The sequence below is a fragment of the Bradyrhizobium sp. TM239 genome (genome assembly GCF_036247985.1).
Lineage (GTDB): Bacteria > Pseudomonadota > Alphaproteobacteria > Rhizobiales > Xanthobacteraceae > Bradyrhizobium > Bradyrhizobium ottawaense.
The window spans coordinates 236,176-250,707 of the sequence record NZ_BTIR01000004.1; the positions used below are offsets into that span (position 1 = coordinate 236,176).

A 14,532-nucleotide genomic window follows, 5' to 3' on the forward strand; every position below is an offset into this window, starting at 1 on the left:
CGTCAGTTGACCGCCCGCTCGGTGTTGTCAAAGCGCACGGAGGTGTCGGCTGCGGTCACCTTGCGCGAGGAGGTGACACCGATGTCGGCCCAGCGGTTGATGAAGCGCCGCGCCGGATTTTCGAAATAGGCGTAGGTGCGGTCTGCGATGACGGTCAGGACCGCACAGCATGCCAGGGCGAAGAGGCCGAACTGATCAGGACGCAGTCCGAGCCAGGTCCACAGCGGCTTGAACACGGCAATGAGGACGGCATCGTGCAGCATGTAGATCGCATATGAGGTGTTGCCGAGCCGTCCAAGCAGGCGGGCGCCCGGAAACTCCTTGAAGGCGCTTTCTCCGACCGCAGTGAGCAGGATGGCACAGGAGAACAGCACAATGGCCAGATCCGGCTTGGCGAAGACGTTGAGGACGAGCACGGAGAGGCCGAACGTGCCGATGCCGGCGAAGATCATCCGCTTGTGCCGATAGGGATGCGACATCCGGAATAGTATGGCGAGCAGGATACCGTTCAGGAAGCTCGGCAGTGCGCGGAGCATCCCGTAATCGAAATTGGCGCCATACATCTGCGACCGTTCCTGCCAGATCGGCAGATGGCCGTGGGCAAGGACCAGATAGAGCGCGGCCACGATCGCGCCGAGCACGATCGGTTGCACCTTGCGGGCAAGCAGCATCAGCAGCGGAAAGATCAGATAGCAGAAGAACTCCGCGCTGATCGACCAGGACGGCGAATTGAAGCTGAGATGGTCGGTGACGCCCCAGGCCTGGAGCAGCAGAAGATTGTACAGGAAGTCCAGTGGGGTCGAGCGGGCCGTGCGCTCCAGGCCGACGCCGATGAGCACCACGAAAATGAGCAAGCTCAGCAGGTGCAGCGGATAGATTCGCGCAATACGCCGGATCATGAACCGGGAATAGGCCACCACCCCACGTGCGTCGGACGGGTAGGAATAGGAGATCACGAAGCCGGACAGGATGAAGAACATGTCCACGAACAGGCCGTAGGACCCGTTCCACGCCGGCGAAATGCCCGTGTCGATCAGCTTCAGGTGGAAGATGAAGACCCCGAGCGCAGCGACGAAGCGGTAGAAGTCGAGAACGACAAAACGTCTTGCTTCACTGACTTCCATCGGGCCTCGGTATCCTTGCGCGGTTCGTCTCACTTCTAGGGACGAATTGTGACGCAAGTTCGCTGGGGAGCGGCGGAGGTGGCGTGATCGCGGATCGGTCAGCCTCGAGTTCCTCGAGATCATCTTGCCAGGGAAGTGAACGTCTTCATCGGTGCAAACTCTGCCTCTTGATGAGGCAGGCGCCTGATGAGCGGGCCGGGACCTTGGCTGGTCCCGGCCCGTGTCAACATTGATGCTTCGTCAGTGCGCCGTGCTCAGACGAACAAGAAATCGTGGCTCGTCAGGCTGCTGACATAGACGTTCTTCAGCAGGATCGAATCATTGGCCGAGAACGTGATCAGCGCATTCGTGCCGGACTGCGTGATCTGCAGGTGACTGTAGTCAGCGGCCAGGAGCTTCGAGATCTGGACCACGTCGTGGGTTGTGCCGTCACCGGCCTGGAAGTTGAGGATTTGGTCCTGGCCATGATCATAGGCGACCGTGGTCGAGTTTGGCGCGGCCGAGAACACGTCATTGCCGGCCCCGCCCTGGATCGTCACGCCGCCGGCGACAGCCGTGACATTGTGCGTGCCGTCGGCCTTGGTCTGATCGAAGAATTGCAGCGCGCTGGCGGAGTTGTAGTTCTCGTGCTGCGTCGTCTCGATCTGTCCGTTGAAGTTGAACAGGAAGACGTCCTTCGAGCCGTCGGTGTTGTTGGCGATCTCCTGGGTCTTGGTGCCGGCGCTGTTGTAGATGTCGGTCAGCTTGCTGCCGTCGTCATGGATGACCTGGGTATAGTCCAGGGTGCCGTCGGCGTGCGTCCGGGTGAGCTCGACCATCTTGCCCGAGGCATCGAGGTGCTGATGCTGGGTCGTATAGGACTGCCCGGTGATGTTGTAGTTCCAGTTGTCGGATGTGCCGTCGGCGTTCTTGATGTAGGCAGCGCTCTTCACGCCGCCGGTATAGACGGTCGTGGAGTTGTAACCGTCGCTCTTGCTCGTGACCTCGCTGGTGATGACGCCGTTGGCGTCGTACCAGTCGGAGGTCTTGGTGCCGTCGGCGCTCTGCACCAGCGTGAAGGCCAGGCTGTTGTCCGCGTGGGTGCGAACGATATCGGTGAGGAAGCCGGTCGAATCGTAGCTGTCGTGCTCGTTCGTGTAGTTCTGGCCGACGACGTTGAACTGAAAGACGTCCTTCGACCCGTCAGCGTGGTAATCGGTTTCCGTTTTCTTGACCCCTGATGCATCGTAGTTGGTGACCACGCTGCTGCCGTCGCCATTGATGACCTGGGTATAGTCGAGCGAGTTGTCGGCATGCCAGCGGGTTACCTCGGTCGTCTGGCCGAATGGATCGAGGTGCTGGTACTGCGTGGTATAGCTCTGCCCGGTGATGTTGTAGCTGTAATTGTCGTGACTCATGTCAGCGTTGGTGATGTAAGCCGCGGTCTTCACGCCATTGGTGTACACCGTGGTCGAGTTGTAACCGCTCGGCTTCTGGACAACCTCGCTGGTGAGCACGCCGCTGGCGTCGTACCAGTCTGTGGTCTTGGCCCCATCGGCGCTCTGCACCAGCTTGAACGCCATGCTGCCGTCGGCGTGCTTGCGAATCAGCGTGGTGAGGAAGCCGGTCGCATCGTAGATGTCGTGTTCGGTCGTGTAGGTCTGGCCGGTGATGTTGAAGAGGAAAACGTCCTTGCTGCCATCGGCGTGATAGTCGGTTTCCTTGGTGCGCGTTCCCGCGGTATCATAATTGGTGACGACGCTGCTGCCGTCGCCGTTGATCACCTGGGTATAGTCGAGCGTGCCGTCGGCATGCTTTCGGGTGACGGCGGTGACCTTGCCGGACGGATCGACGTGCTGGATCAGCGTGGCGTAGCTCTGGCCGGTGATGCCGTAGGCATAATTGTCCTGGCTGCCGTCGGCGTTCTTGACATAGGCGTTGGTCTTGACCCCGTTGCTGTAGAGCGTAGTCGAGGAGAAGCCGTCGGCCTTCTGGATCACCTCGCTGGTGAGGCTGCCGGCGGCATTGTACCAATCGGTCGTCTTGGTGCCGTCGGTCGTCTGAGTGAGCTTGAAGGCGAGGCTGCCGTCGGTGTGCAGGCGGGTCAGGCTGGTGAGAAAGCCGGTGGTGCTGTAAACGTCGTGCTCGGTCGCGTAGTTCTGGCCCGTGATGTTGTAGGTCCAGACATCCTTGCTGTGGTCGGCATGATAGGCGGTCTCGACCATCTTGACGCCGGTGGCGCTATAGGTGGTGATCACGCTGCTGCCGTCGACGTTGTAGACCTGCGTCGATTCCAGCGAGCCGTCGGCATGGCTGCGGGTCACCGAGGTGACCTTTCCCGAGGCGTCGAGATGCTGCACCTGGGTGGTGAAGCTCTTGCCCGTGATGCCGTAGGTGTAGTTGTCCTGCGAGCCATCGGCATTCTTGACGTAGGCGGCCGTCTTCACGCCGCTCGTGTAGAGCGTCGTGGAGTAATAGCCGTCGGACTTCTGGACGACTTCGCTTAGAAGGGTTCCGGCCGTGTTGTAGGTGTCGGTGGTCCTGGTTGCGTCGGTGCCGACATGGACGAATTTCGTCTTCACGCCGCCGGTGTAGCTGATCAGGTCCTTGGACCCATCGGTGTAGGCGACGGTGGTCGAGGTCGGCTGTCCGCTCGCATTCAGGCCAGTGTCCGACTTCGACACAAGCGTTCCGCTGGCGTTATAAGTCTTGGTGTTGCTCCAGGTCGCGGCCGAGTTCGTCACCGAGAACGAGTATCCGCCCTGGATCTTGGAGAGGGCGCTGCCGTAATGGGCGATCATGTAGTCCATGGTCGCCTTCGAGGCGACCGGCAGGACGTGGGAGTCGGTCAGCGTGATGGTCTTTAGCGCCGTCGAGTCGCTGAGGTCGGACAGTTGGGGCACGATCTCGGCAGCGGTGCCGCTGACACTGGTCCTCGTGTCCGGCGGAGTCGTGGTGGTCGGAGGCGCGTCGATCTCGATGATCAGCGGGTGATCGCTGACCGGGATCGTGATCGTGCTGACGTCGGTATAGCTGGCGATCGCCGTGGTTCCCGTCAGGGTGTCGTACACTTTCACCGAATGATGCACCCCGCCGAGGTTTACCGTGACGGTCTCGGTCGGATTGGAAATCTCGGTGTCGTTGGCGTCCTTCCAGAGCTTCGGCTCCGCCCAGACGACGAGCTCGTAAGCGCCGTTGCTCTTGCCGAGCACCATGCTGTTGCCTGTGGCCGGCATGTTGCTCAGGGTGTAGTTCAACGGATCAGTCGGCTGCAGGCCGCCCTTGCCGTCGTCGGCCAGAATGGTCGTCAGGTTGTGAATGGCGGTGGCGGCGAGCTTCGGCGTCCCGTCGGAATTGAACAGCCCGAAATTGGCCTCGGGATTGGTATTGCCGGCGGAGGAGTCGCGGTCGAACAGCTCGTAGAGATAAGTCGCGCTCACGCCGGCCTTGTAGGCGTCGACCAGGGTGTTCAGGATTGATTTGGCCTGCACCGTCTCGTTGACGCCGAGATATTGGGTGTTGGCTTGCGTGGTGTAGCCGGTCTCGGTGATGACGACCGGCTTGCCTGGTGCCGCGGTCATCACGGCGCTCAGGGTTTCCGCAATGGAGCTGCTGGTTGTCAGGCTGGTGCTGACATAGGCATGGGCGTTGGCGTAGTCGACCGAGCCCGACATGTTGCCGAGCTGGCTGTAGCCCTGCGGATCGTTGTAGGCCAGTGACAGATTATAGACGGGGATGCTGCCGAGCGCGGCGTTGGCGTTGACGGCCTGATAGAGCGCGCTCTGGAACTGAGCCGCGGCGGTAAGGCTCGAACTGCCGTGGTAGCTGAAGGGCTGGTGATTGGCCTCGTTGAGCCCTTCGATGGCGCTGATGCTGCCCGGGTGGCTCGTGGCGAACTTCTGGAGCGAGGCGATGTAGTTCTGCAGCCCGGTTGTGCCGGTCTGGGGCAGCGCGGACGACACCAGGAAGTCGAATTTGTAGCCGGCAGCGGCCAGACCCTCGACGACGGGTTGCGCGGCCGGGCTGGTCCCCATGGCGTCGCGGAGATGGGTGACGCCGAGATACTTGAGGTCATCGGCCATCAGCGCGAGATTGTTGTAGCCGGTCCAGCCGAAGCCGGCGTGCGTGTTGACGCCGATAGAGCTGATGAAGCCGCTGGCGGACAAGATGGTTTGATCGGACATTGCACACTCGATTTCAGCGCGAACGAAATTGCTCGCAGGGATTGCGTTCAAGCTTCTCTGTCGAGTGTGAATTTCAGATAAAAATGGAAGCTACAAATCGCGAGCGAAACGAGGTTCCTTGTCCAGGAACAGACGCGCTCGGTTGCAGCAGAATATGAATGCGATGCCGGTTCAGCATGGCGTCAGGAAGGCGCTTTCAAGATTTTCGCGAATTGCGCTGCTGAATGTATGCGCAGGCTGCGCGATTTGGATTTCATATGACAGATTTTGAACGAGTGATCGGCGCGCTCGCGGTGCGCGAGGTCGTCAAAGAGCAGCAAGACATTTTCTCGCTGTCCCTCGTTCGAGGTATCTTCGTCTCATTCCCTCGTGCAGCCCGCGCTTGCCTGCACGGGAAGTTCGCAGATGCCCTTTCCATGGGCGATCAAATTGATCAATTTACTCGCAATGGTTGTGATTGCTCAGAGATGGTGCAGCGTTCGCTGCTGAAGCAGCCGAAGATGATAAAGGCAGGCGGGTTCCGCATCGGAACCGGATTGGCTTTGCCGACCGCCCTGCGACCAATTATCCGCGGCGGGCCAGCATCAGAAAGTCTCCGCGCCATCCGATGACCGCCGTCGCAACCGCGGCGATGACGATCTTGCCGGCGAGCCATGCCGCGGGCTCCGTCGGTATCGAGCCGAGCGATCCGATCAGGATTGCGGCCACCCCCGCCTGCATGACCAACGGCCAGCGCGGGAACGCCTCAAACCGCAGGGTAGGACCGAGCGCGACCAGTATGGTCGCGAGCGTGGCGAGCGCGGCGCAGTTGACAGCCCCTCGCGGCGACAGGCCGGCCGACACTGCGACCAGGGCGAAGGACACGACGAGGGCGAGCTGGCCGGCCGCGACGACGACGAGCCTGGTCGCCAGCTTCTCGAGGTGGGGAACGACAGCGATCGTCGCCTGCAGATGGGTGTGCAGGAAATAGAAAGCCGCGACCGTCGGCGCCGTCTCCAGAAAGCCATCCAGGCTCGCCTGCGGCACCAGGATACGGGCTGCATCTGGAATGAATCCAATGAGACCACCGAGCAGCACGAGGGTGGTGCAGATCATGAATTCGAACATCCGCCGCGCCGACTGCACCGATTTCGCGCAGCCTCCATGTTCGAAATCGTTGACCAGTTCGGGATAGCTCACGGTATGGATCGCGGCATTGAGGACCCAGAAGGGACGTTGCAGGAGGTCGAGCGCGATCGAAAATCCAGCCCCGGCTCCGGTCGCGCCGAGCCGGCCGAGGACGATGACGCGGAGCAGCACCGGCACCGACAGATGGATGACGGACGCGCCCGCCGCGAGCATGCCGTAGCGGGAGAAGTCCTTCCAGTCGGCCAGGATCGCCTGCAACGAGACGCGCTCCATCGGCGTGCGATAGGCGACCAAGCCGGCGAGAAGGCCGAAGGCGTGACCCGAGGCAATACCGAGCAGCGCCGCTTCGGCCGTTCCCGAGATCATTGCGCCCGCGGCGGCTCCGATCAGGAGGGCGGTGGCCCGCAGCGCAAGCAGAAAGGATGCGATGCCCAGCCGGTCGGACAGGCGGACCGACAGGAAGTAGAGGTCCGTCAAGCCCTGAAGCACGGATATGCCGAGGCCCAACGCGACGATCCCGGTCGGGAGCACGCTGGCCAGAGACGCGCAGCTCCCGACCACGACGAGCGCGGCCGCGCTCGACAGGCCCGCGGCAAACAGCGACCACCTCAGCCGCGCCGCCTCGTTCTCCCTGGCTGCCGCCAGAAACCGCAGTCCGGCCAGTTGCAGCCACTCGAACATCAGGACGCAGAGCAATTGGCTCGAGGCCAGCGCGAGGGAAAAGTTGGTATAGTCGGCGGCGGGCAGCAGATGGCTGATCGCGAAGATCAGGATGATCGCCGCGGCGCTCTGGTAGACATAGCCCGCCATCGCGAGGAGGCGTGTCATCGCGGAATGAGGCGCTCCTTGCCGACGATTGCCGATCCCTGTGGCGCTTCGGTCGTTGCTGCGCGCACGTGCGACATCCGCTGCTCGCGCAATTGCTCATACAGGTTCTTGTATGAAGACAGCACGTCGGAGAATATCCATTTGTTGGTATCGGCGATAAGGCGCCGGCTGATCTCGTCGATCTTGTGCGGATCGGCTGCGATCGCGAGCATGCTCCTGGCCAGCGATTGCGGATCGGCTTCGGTCAGCCAGCCCGTGATGCCGTGCTCGATGACCTCGGGCATGCCGCCGAAGCGCGTTCCCAGCAGCGGCCTGCCCGCCGCCTTGGCATCGGCGACGACCAGCGGACCGGGGTCGTGCCAGATGGATGGCGCGACCACCACGTCGACCTGCTTGTAGAAATCGTCCGGCGCCACGAAGCCCATGAACTCTATTCGCGCATCCGGCGCGAGCATCCTCAGGCGTCGCTGTTCCTCGTCGCTGACCCGGCCGGCGATCATCATGCGGATGCGATCCCGGGGCAGCAGGGTCAGAGCACGCATCAGGTTATCGATGCCCTTTTCCTCCGTGAGGCGGCCGATGAACCCGAACGTCACTTCCGTGGTGCAGGTGGGGCGGGGATAGGGCGCGTGCGGCGGCTCGGTCGAGGCGTTGCGGATCACGGTGCGGATCGGCGTCTCCGAGAACATGCCCATGTCGGTATGAATGGACAGGACGCGCTCGCTCACGCCGACCACGGCGCTGAGCCAATGCGTGGCGCGCCTGCGATGAAAGGTCAGAATTCCGCAGCTCGTGCAGGTGTGCTCGCAGGACCGTCCGTTCTCGAAGCGCGAGCATCGTGGGCAGGTCAGATAATAGTCGTGAAGCGTATGGAGCACGGGGACCCCGAGCTGGGCGGCAACGCGCCAGACCGCGGTGGTGAGACCCGACAGATTGTTGGAATGCAGCACGTCCGGCTTGAAGGCCCGGATGCGTTCCGCGATCAGGGGGGCCTGCATCTGCCAGTCGTCGACCGCATGCCAGATGCTGCGCAATGCGACGTTCTTCTGCTCCGTGAAGGGCAGATACACGTTCCGCACCGGCGCGGAATAGACGTTGATGCCGTCGCAGGTTTCCGGACCCTGCCCGGGCGTGGATGCGGCCCGGATCACTTCCACCTCGTCGCCGCGTTGCACCAGCCCTTCGGCGAAGCGTCGGGCGAAGATCTCCGCGCCGCCGACGATCTTTGGGGCCTGAGGCGTCGGATAAAGCGTGGACGTCAAAAGAACTTTCATCGCGTCAACCTCATGTCTGAAAAAAAATCGCGTCTACCGTGCCGGCCTGATCTCAAGGGCGGGAACGGCACTGTCATTGGCTGCAATCAGGACAGGTGTGCTCGAGACGGGAATCCAGACTCCGGACGCAGGCCTTGCCGCCTGGTCGCACGGCATCGCAAAGCTTGCGCCTTGCGGGTCGCCCTTGAGCCGGATTTCGTAACGTCGGTCCGGGGCTTCGGACCAGACTGCAACTCTGCCGCCGGACGCCGTCGATGCATTGATCGACACGATGCCGCTGGCGAGCTCGCGTCGCTCGGCATTCAGGCTGGAGCGAATGAAGGCCCAGGCCCCCTGGGCCGCGCAGGCAACGGGCTTTGGCGAATTATCGAAACGATAGAGTCCGAAATTATCCTCCAGCTCCGAGGGGTTCTTTCCACTGTCCTTGAGCTCGTAGAGCCACATGCCCTTGAGCCAGCGCGTCGCGGTCGACGCCCACAGGATCAGCTGCGCCGTATTGTCAGCCTGGGCCTGCTCGCTGACGCCGCATTTGTTGGTGGCCGTGGTCCAGCCCGTCTCGGTGACATAGATCGGGAAGTCCGGATTTCCGCTGGCCTGGCCGACGAGGCGGTGAAACGCCGTGAGCCGGTCGATGATCTCGGCCGACGTGCGTTTGCTCGGGCCCATGCAGAAATTATAGAGATGGATCGAAGCGCCGTCCGCATGCTGAAGAATGCCGGTCCGTAGCATCTTCTCCGTCCATGTCCAGCCCGGATCGTCGCCGAGCGCCCCGACCAGGAAAGGCGCATTCGGCGCAACCCGCTTCACCGCCGGCCGTGCGGCCTCGGCGAGCGCCAGATAGTTCTCCGGCGAGTACGCCGGATCCTTCTTTGCCGCCAGATTCCATTCGTTCCAGAGCTCGAAGACCGGATGCTGCGCCACGACCGATTGCGCCGCCGCCGCAGCATAATCGGCGAACCGCTGCCGTGCCTCATCGGTCGTCGGTGGCGAGGAATTCGGAACCAGATGATGACCGAAGGCGAGGATCAGGAGGGGCCGCGCGACGCCGGACCTGACCTGCGCTTCGAGCCTGCCGAGCCTGGGCGTGAAGCCCATCCGGCGTCCTCCCACCTCGAAATCGGACCAGGGAAAATCATCGCGGAAGGCGTTGAGGCCGAGTTGCTTGATCTGCGCGACGTTCTCCGAAGGTACGTATCCGCGCGCGCTCACCGGGCCACCCAGCCCCTGATGGGTGCCGACCCCCAGCAGGAATCGGGCATCGAGCGGCTGCGCCTGCTGTGCGCAGACGGAGACCGGCAGAAGAATGGATGCGATGAAGCCCGCGAGGCGCAAGCTGCCGCGAACCGAGGTGCGTGAGAATATCATCGGCTAGATCATGCTCGCGAGCGCTGCGTTCGCGGTGACACCCAGTCCGGTCCATGACATCGCCATCGCGATCTCCTGCATCTGCGAGGGCAAGCGTGCACGTTTCTCCGTCCAGCCATCAGAAATTCTTGGAGAGGTCGGATTGCAGCCCCGCCTTCGCGTCGATTGGTGTCCGGTCGTCGTGGAGCAGCTCGGCATAGACCTGCTGCAATTGCCCATGCGTCTTCTGAACGTCATAAAACTGCTTGAACCGGTCGTAGCCGCGCTGTCCCAACACCTTGAGATCGAGATCGAGTGCTCGCCGGAAGCCGTCGACGAGCGGCTGGACCGCGACGGGCTCGCAAAGCACGCCGGTCACGCCATCGACGACGATCTCGGGCAATGCTCCGCTGCGGAACGCCAGAATGGGTTTGGCCGCGCGCATCGCTTCCAGGGCAACGAGGCCGAAGGCTTCCCATCGTGACGGGATCACGACGAGGTCGGCGGCCTCAAGCTGGGTCTCGATGGTCGGGCGATCGAGCCAGCCCAGCAGGGACACGTTGGACGGGACGCTCGGGCCCTCGTACTTGTTGACGACGGAGGCGCCGATCATGCGGATCTCCAGCACATCCTCGAGCGAGCGAGCCGCTTCGATCAGGAGATCAAAGCCCTTCTGGCGGTCCAGCCGTCCGATGAACAGCACCTTGACCTTTTTGGACGTCCAGTCGGCCGCGACAGGCTGCGGCGTGCGGCTCTTCGAGATGCCGTTATGGACGAGGGTGAGGCGCTCGGCGGGAATCCCGGCGCGGACGGCTTCGTTGAACTCGTCGCCGGAGATGCAGATGATTCGGTCCGACGTGCGCGCAAGCAGGTTCTCCGCCGCCTTCGTCACGAGATGACTGAGACGGCCGGTCTCGCGTGAAAACGCCCAGCCGTGCGGGCAATAGACGACGCGCGGCCCGTCCGAGCGGGCCGCCAGCGCCGGGCGCAGCACGAGGCCTGCAAACGAGGAATGCAAGTGCACGACATCGGGACGGAAGGCGTCCAGCGCTTGCATGCTTGCGCGCAACATCTGGAACAGCCCGGCAATGCCGCGGCCGGATCGTTCGAACGTTGTAATCTGGTTGTCATTGATCGCCGGAAGATCGCGACGATGATCCGACGGCACGACGTAGTGCACGTTCCCGGTGCCGAAGCTCGCCTGTTGCTGTGGATGCAACTCGTTCAGGTAGCTCGCAATCCCGCCACGGATCGTCTCGGCGATGTGCAGCACTTTCATCGTTTGCCTTCCGTAGGGCGGCGTTGGAGAGCCGGACATCGTGTATCCCTGTTCTGAGTTCGCGAGTGCGAAACACAGTTCCTCGAATACGTAGCGATATTGGGGCAGTGATGTGGTGATGTTGCGCCAAGCTCTTTGCGCGCATGATTGTCATCGGAAGAACGAAGATATTTGGTGGAACCACGCGCCCGTGCGCGAGTTGCAGCCAGTTGCAAATTGTTTGTGCGAAAACCGATGCGCGTGATAAGCGAAGTGCATCGAACTTCAAGCAGCGCTGGCAATTTTTGCTGGTGGTGTGAGATGATCGAGCAACGACTTCGCCGACTTTTGCCACGAAAAGAACGCAACGCGTTCCTGCTGCAGCCTGCGTTCCTGATCGGAGATGGCGCCGATTGCCAATCTTTCGAGCATCAGTTGCTTCAACGATTCGGCATCATTGGCGTCAAAATACGCAGCGGCGTCGGCGCACGTCTCCACGACCGCATCGGCCGTCGAAGCGATGACCGGGCAACCGAAGATCATGGCTTCGAGCGGCGGCACGCCGAAGCCTTCATAGAGCGAGGGAAACACGAACGCTGATGCATGCGCATAGAGGGCGGCGATCTCGCTGTCCGTCAGACGCCCGGCGAGCACCAGGCCGGAAACTCCGTCGCCCGAATTGTCCTGGAAGACCTTGCTGTTATCCCCTCCGACGATGACGAGCGGAACGTCGGCCCGATCGAGCAGCTGGACAGCACGGATCGCGACGGAGAGATTCTTGTTCTTGGTCTTCGAGCCTACGAAGAGGAAGAATTTCTGCGGCTGAACGCCCAGCCTGGCAAGAATGCCGGGATCGGGCTTGGTCGCCGCGAAGTGTTCGGCGCTGTTGGGAAATACCGGAATGCGCGATGCCGACAGATTCAGCACCTCGGCAAGCTCTCCGCGGGAAAATGCCGACACCGTTGCGATAGCAGCATGCCGAGCGAGCAGCCGGCCCATGGTTCGGTGAACTGCCAGATAGCGCCAGTTGAAGAAGTCGGGCCTGCGAAAGACCTGTGCGTCGTGGATCACGACAATGTGGTCGCGATGGAACACGGGGCCGGAATTGGCGAGACTGATCAAGCGGCCTCCCGCAGCGGCGCGCGCCAGGTCTATTTGATCCCAGGCGTGCCCTCGCAAGCGGCCAACGGCGCGAATCTTGATTCGCTCCAGCTGGAGCTGCTCGCTTGCATCCACGGGCGTCAGCAACTGCCAGTCTGCGTTCCGCAGCGAGGCGGGAGTTTGCTCGGACGCCAAAAGCACGTCGATCGCCTTGACGATCTCGGCGGCATAACGCTGAACGCCGGTGAGCTTTTGCGACAGAAAGCGGCCGTTGATGAAGAATTTCAATTGGCTACCACATTGGTTGATCGGAGCCCGGGCCGACCTTGCGGGGAAGCAGGTGGAGGACGAGCCGCAAAGGAGCAACCGTTTAGGTACAGAAATATGACGCAGCCCTGCACGGTGGAGGCGCTCCGCTTGCATGGCTGGCGCTGCCTTGCTGCGTATGAGGTCGCGGTGTAGATGTCGGCCATGAGTGACGATACCCACTCCCTCCGCAGCGGCTCTCTCACCGCGACCATCAAAGCGCACGGCGCCGAGCTGTGCTCGTTGAAGGACGACGTCACCGAATTCGTCTGGCAGGCCGGGCCGGAATGGCAACGCCATGCGCCGCTGCTGTTTCCGATCGTAGGGCGCCTTGCCGGGGACGAATTGCGGCACCGGGGCAAGACATACCGGATGACCCAGCACGGCTTCGCGCGCGACAGCCGCTTTGCCTGGGCGGAGCGCGGCGAGCGCCGCTGCACGCTGGTGCTCGAAGACAGCGACACGACCCGCGCGCTCTATCCGTTCGCGTTCCGGCTGACCGCAATCTATGCGCTCGACGATGCCGGTCTCGATCTGACGCTCGGGATCGCCAACACCGGCAAGGAGACATTGCCGGCTTCGATCGGCGGCCATCCCGCCTTCAATTGGCCGCTCCAGCCCGAAAGTGCGAAAGAGGACTACGCGCTGACCTTTGCAAAGGCGGAATCCTCTCCCGTCCGCCGTCTTGATGGCGGACTGCTGCGCGCGGCCGCGGAGCCTGGTCCCGTCAAGGGTATGCGGCTCGCCTTGTCCGAATCCCTGTTCGTCGACGACGCCATCATCTTCGACCGGATCGAGAGCAACGCGGTCCGCTATGCTGCGTCCGCCGGCCCCTGGCTGAAAATGTCCTGGCGCGGCTTTCGCGAGCTCGGCGTCTGGTCGAAACCGTCGGGCGCGCCGTTCCTCTGTATCGAGCCCTGGCACGGCTATGCCAGTCCCGCCGGCTTTGACGGCGAGTTCACGGACAAGCCGGGCCTGATGCATATCGCGCCAGGCGCGGAAGAGCGCTTGTCGTTCCGGATCGAGGTCGGATCGTCCTGAGTCGCAGGGCGGACTGGTCGTTGGCCCTCAGACCTCGATACGCGTGAGATCCTCGCCGAGCACGACCGGCCCCGCATAATCCTGCCGGACATCCGCAAGCAGCGCGTTCAGCATGGCATCGTCGGCGCGCGGCCGGTGATGGGTCAGCGCGAGCTTCCTGACGCCGGCCTTGGCCGCAACCTTGCCGACGGTGTCGCCGCAGGCGATCGTGAATTTCGCAAGGCGGCGGAGGTGCTCGTTGTTGATCTCCGGCGTTGCGAGGAAACAGCACTGGACGAGCAGGTCGGCTCCCTCTGCCAGCCGCTCGAGCCCGGGGCAGGGGACCGTGTCGCCCGAAATCGCAATGACCTTGCCCTCCGCCTCGAAGCGGTAGCCGAGACACATCCATCGGGCGAGAAAGGCCGGCGGCATGTCGAGGCCGTCGCCATGCGAGACCAGCTCGGCGCTGATCTTCCAGCGCCCGGTGTCGAGAACGGGCCCCGGGACGATGTCCGTCGCAACGACGGGTTTCCAGCCGCCGAAGGTCGGCTCGCCCTTATCGCGCCAGATGATGTCCTTGTCGTAGACCTGCGTGACGAGCGTGTCGACGAGCCGCTCGGTATCCGGCGGTCCATAGACGCGCAGCTCGTCCTTGCGTCCGTGCATCCATGAATTCAGCATCACATCGTAGAGGTCGCCGATGTGGTCGAAATGATGGTGGGTGAGGAATACCGTGTTGATGGCGCCGAGCGGAACGCCGGCCTTGCTGAGCTGCACCACGACGCCGCGGCCTGCGTCGAACAGGATATTCTCGTCGCCGAGCCTGATCAGCGTGGTCGTCGCCATGCGGCGCGGGTCCGGGCGCGGGCCGCCGGTGCCGAGCAGTATGACCTCCATGGAGCCTACTCCAGCGTAAAGAGTCTCCACAGTAGAGTTTAAGGCGGCAATGAAGCAAGCCGCATCGGGCCGGCAGGGACGGAGCAGGG

At 62.6% G+C, this 14,532-nt stretch carries 10 protein-coding genes; 2 read left to right on the forward strand and 8 right to left on the reverse strand.

The window, feature by feature from the left end:
- Positions 1-2: 2 nt before the first annotated feature.
- Both AABA84_RS08625 and AABA84_RS08630 read right to left on the reverse strand, forming a co-directional pair.
- On the reverse strand, positions 3-1,124 hold the full coding sequence (locus tag AABA84_RS08625) for an acyltransferase family protein (protein WP_338311857.1): 1,122 nt from the start codon (positions 1,122-1,124) through the stop codon (positions 3-5).
- Positions 1,125-1,378: 254 nt separating this feature from the next.
- The gene (locus AABA84_RS08630) at positions 1,379-5,287 is read right to left on the reverse strand and encodes an RHS repeat protein (RefSeq protein WP_338311858.1); all 3,909 of its coding nucleotides are present in this window, start codon (positions 5,285-5,287) and stop codon (positions 1,379-1,381) included.
- A gap of 257 nt (positions 5,288-5,544) precedes the next feature.
- On the opposite strand from AABA84_RS08630, the gene AABA84_RS08635 reads away from it, so the two are divergent.
- On the forward strand, positions 5,545-5,898 hold the full coding sequence (locus AABA84_RS08635) for a hypothetical protein (RefSeq protein WP_338311859.1): 354 nt from the start codon (positions 5,545-5,547) through the stop codon (positions 5,896-5,898).
- On the opposite strand, the gene AABA84_RS08640 is transcribed toward AABA84_RS08635, so the two are convergent.
- The 5 genes from AABA84_RS08640 to AABA84_RS08660 form a co-directional block, all read right to left on the reverse strand.
- Positions 5,852-7,243 carry a hypothetical protein gene (locus tag AABA84_RS08640; protein WP_338311860.1) on the reverse strand — a complete coding sequence of 464 codons (1,392 nt, stop codon included), beginning with the start codon at positions 7,241-7,243 and terminating at the stop codon, positions 5,852-5,854. The two genes, AABA84_RS08635 and AABA84_RS08640, sit on opposite strands and share 47 nt — an antisense overlap.
- Entirely contained in the window at positions 7,240-8,517 is a 1,278-nt protein-coding gene (locus AABA84_RS08645) for a glycosyltransferase family 4 protein (protein WP_212249192.1), read from the reverse strand. The genes AABA84_RS08640 and AABA84_RS08645 overlap by 4 nt, the downstream gene beginning before the upstream one ends.
- A 33-nt stretch (positions 8,518-8,550) precedes the next feature.
- Positions 8,551-9,882, reverse strand: coding sequence for a hypothetical protein (locus tag AABA84_RS08650; protein ID WP_338311861.1), 1,332 nt, complete (start codon positions 9,880-9,882; stop codon positions 8,551-8,553).
- Between the two features lie 118 nt (positions 9,883-10,000).
- The gene (locus AABA84_RS08655) at positions 10,001-11,140 is read right to left on the reverse strand and encodes a glycosyltransferase (RefSeq protein ID WP_338311862.1); all 1,140 of its coding nucleotides are present in this window, start codon (positions 11,138-11,140) and stop codon (positions 10,001-10,003) included.
- Positions 11,141-11,404: 264 nt separating this feature from the next.
- Complete coding sequence (locus AABA84_RS08660) at positions 11,405-12,508, reverse strand: glycosyltransferase family 4 protein (protein ID WP_338311863.1); 1,104 nt, start codon at positions 12,506-12,508, stop codon at positions 11,405-11,407.
- A 183-nt stretch (positions 12,509-12,691) separates the two neighbouring features.
- On the opposite strand from AABA84_RS08660, the gene AABA84_RS08665 reads away from it, so the two are divergent.
- On the forward strand, positions 12,692-13,567 hold the full coding sequence (locus AABA84_RS08665; protein WP_338311864.1) for an aldose 1-epimerase family protein: 876 nt from the start codon (positions 12,692-12,694) through the stop codon (positions 13,565-13,567).
- Positions 13,568-13,594: 27 nt separating this feature from the next.
- On the opposite strand, the gene AABA84_RS08670 is transcribed toward AABA84_RS08665, so the two are convergent.
- Positions 13,595-14,443: an MBL fold metallo-hydrolase gene (locus AABA84_RS08670; protein ID WP_338311865.1), complete on the reverse strand. Its 849-nt coding sequence runs from the start codon at positions 14,441-14,443 to the stop codon at positions 13,595-13,597.
- Positions 14,444-14,532 lie beyond the last annotated feature (89 nt).

Bases quoted from the DNA above. Each gene is read 5' to 3' on its own strand.
- AABA84_RS08625 (WP_338311857.1), bottom strand. From the start codon at position 1,124: ATGGAAGTCAGTGAAGCAAGACGTTTTGTCGTTCTCGACTTCTACCGC.
- AABA84_RS08630 (WP_338311858.1), bottom strand. From the start codon at position 5,287: ATGTCCGATCAAACCATCTTGTCCGCCAGCGGCTTCATCAGCTCTATC.
- AABA84_RS08635 (WP_338311859.1), top strand. From the start codon at position 5,545: ATGACAGATTTTGAACGAGTGATCGGCGCGCTCGCGGTGCGCGAGGTC.
- AABA84_RS08640 (WP_338311860.1), bottom strand. From the start codon at position 7,243: ATGACACGCCTCCTCGCGATGGCGGGCTATGTCTACCAGAGCGCCGCG.
- AABA84_RS08645 (WP_212249192.1), bottom strand. From the start codon at position 8,517: ATGAAAGTTCTTTTGACGTCCACGCTTTATCCGACGCCTCAGGCCCCA.
- AABA84_RS08650 (WP_338311861.1), bottom strand. From the start codon at position 9,882: ATGATATTCTCACGCACCTCGGTTCGCGGCAGCTTGCGCCTCGCGGGC.
- AABA84_RS08655 (WP_338311862.1), bottom strand. From the start codon at position 11,140: ATGAAAGTGCTGCACATCGCCGAGACGATCCGTGGCGGGATTGCGAGC.
- AABA84_RS08665 (WP_338311864.1), top strand. From the start codon at position 12,692: ATGAGTGACGATACCCACTCCCTCCGCAGCGGCTCTCTCACCGCGACC.
- AABA84_RS08670 (WP_338311865.1), bottom strand. From the start codon at position 14,443: ATGGAGGTCATACTGCTCGGCACCGGCGGCCCGCGCCCGGACCCGCGC.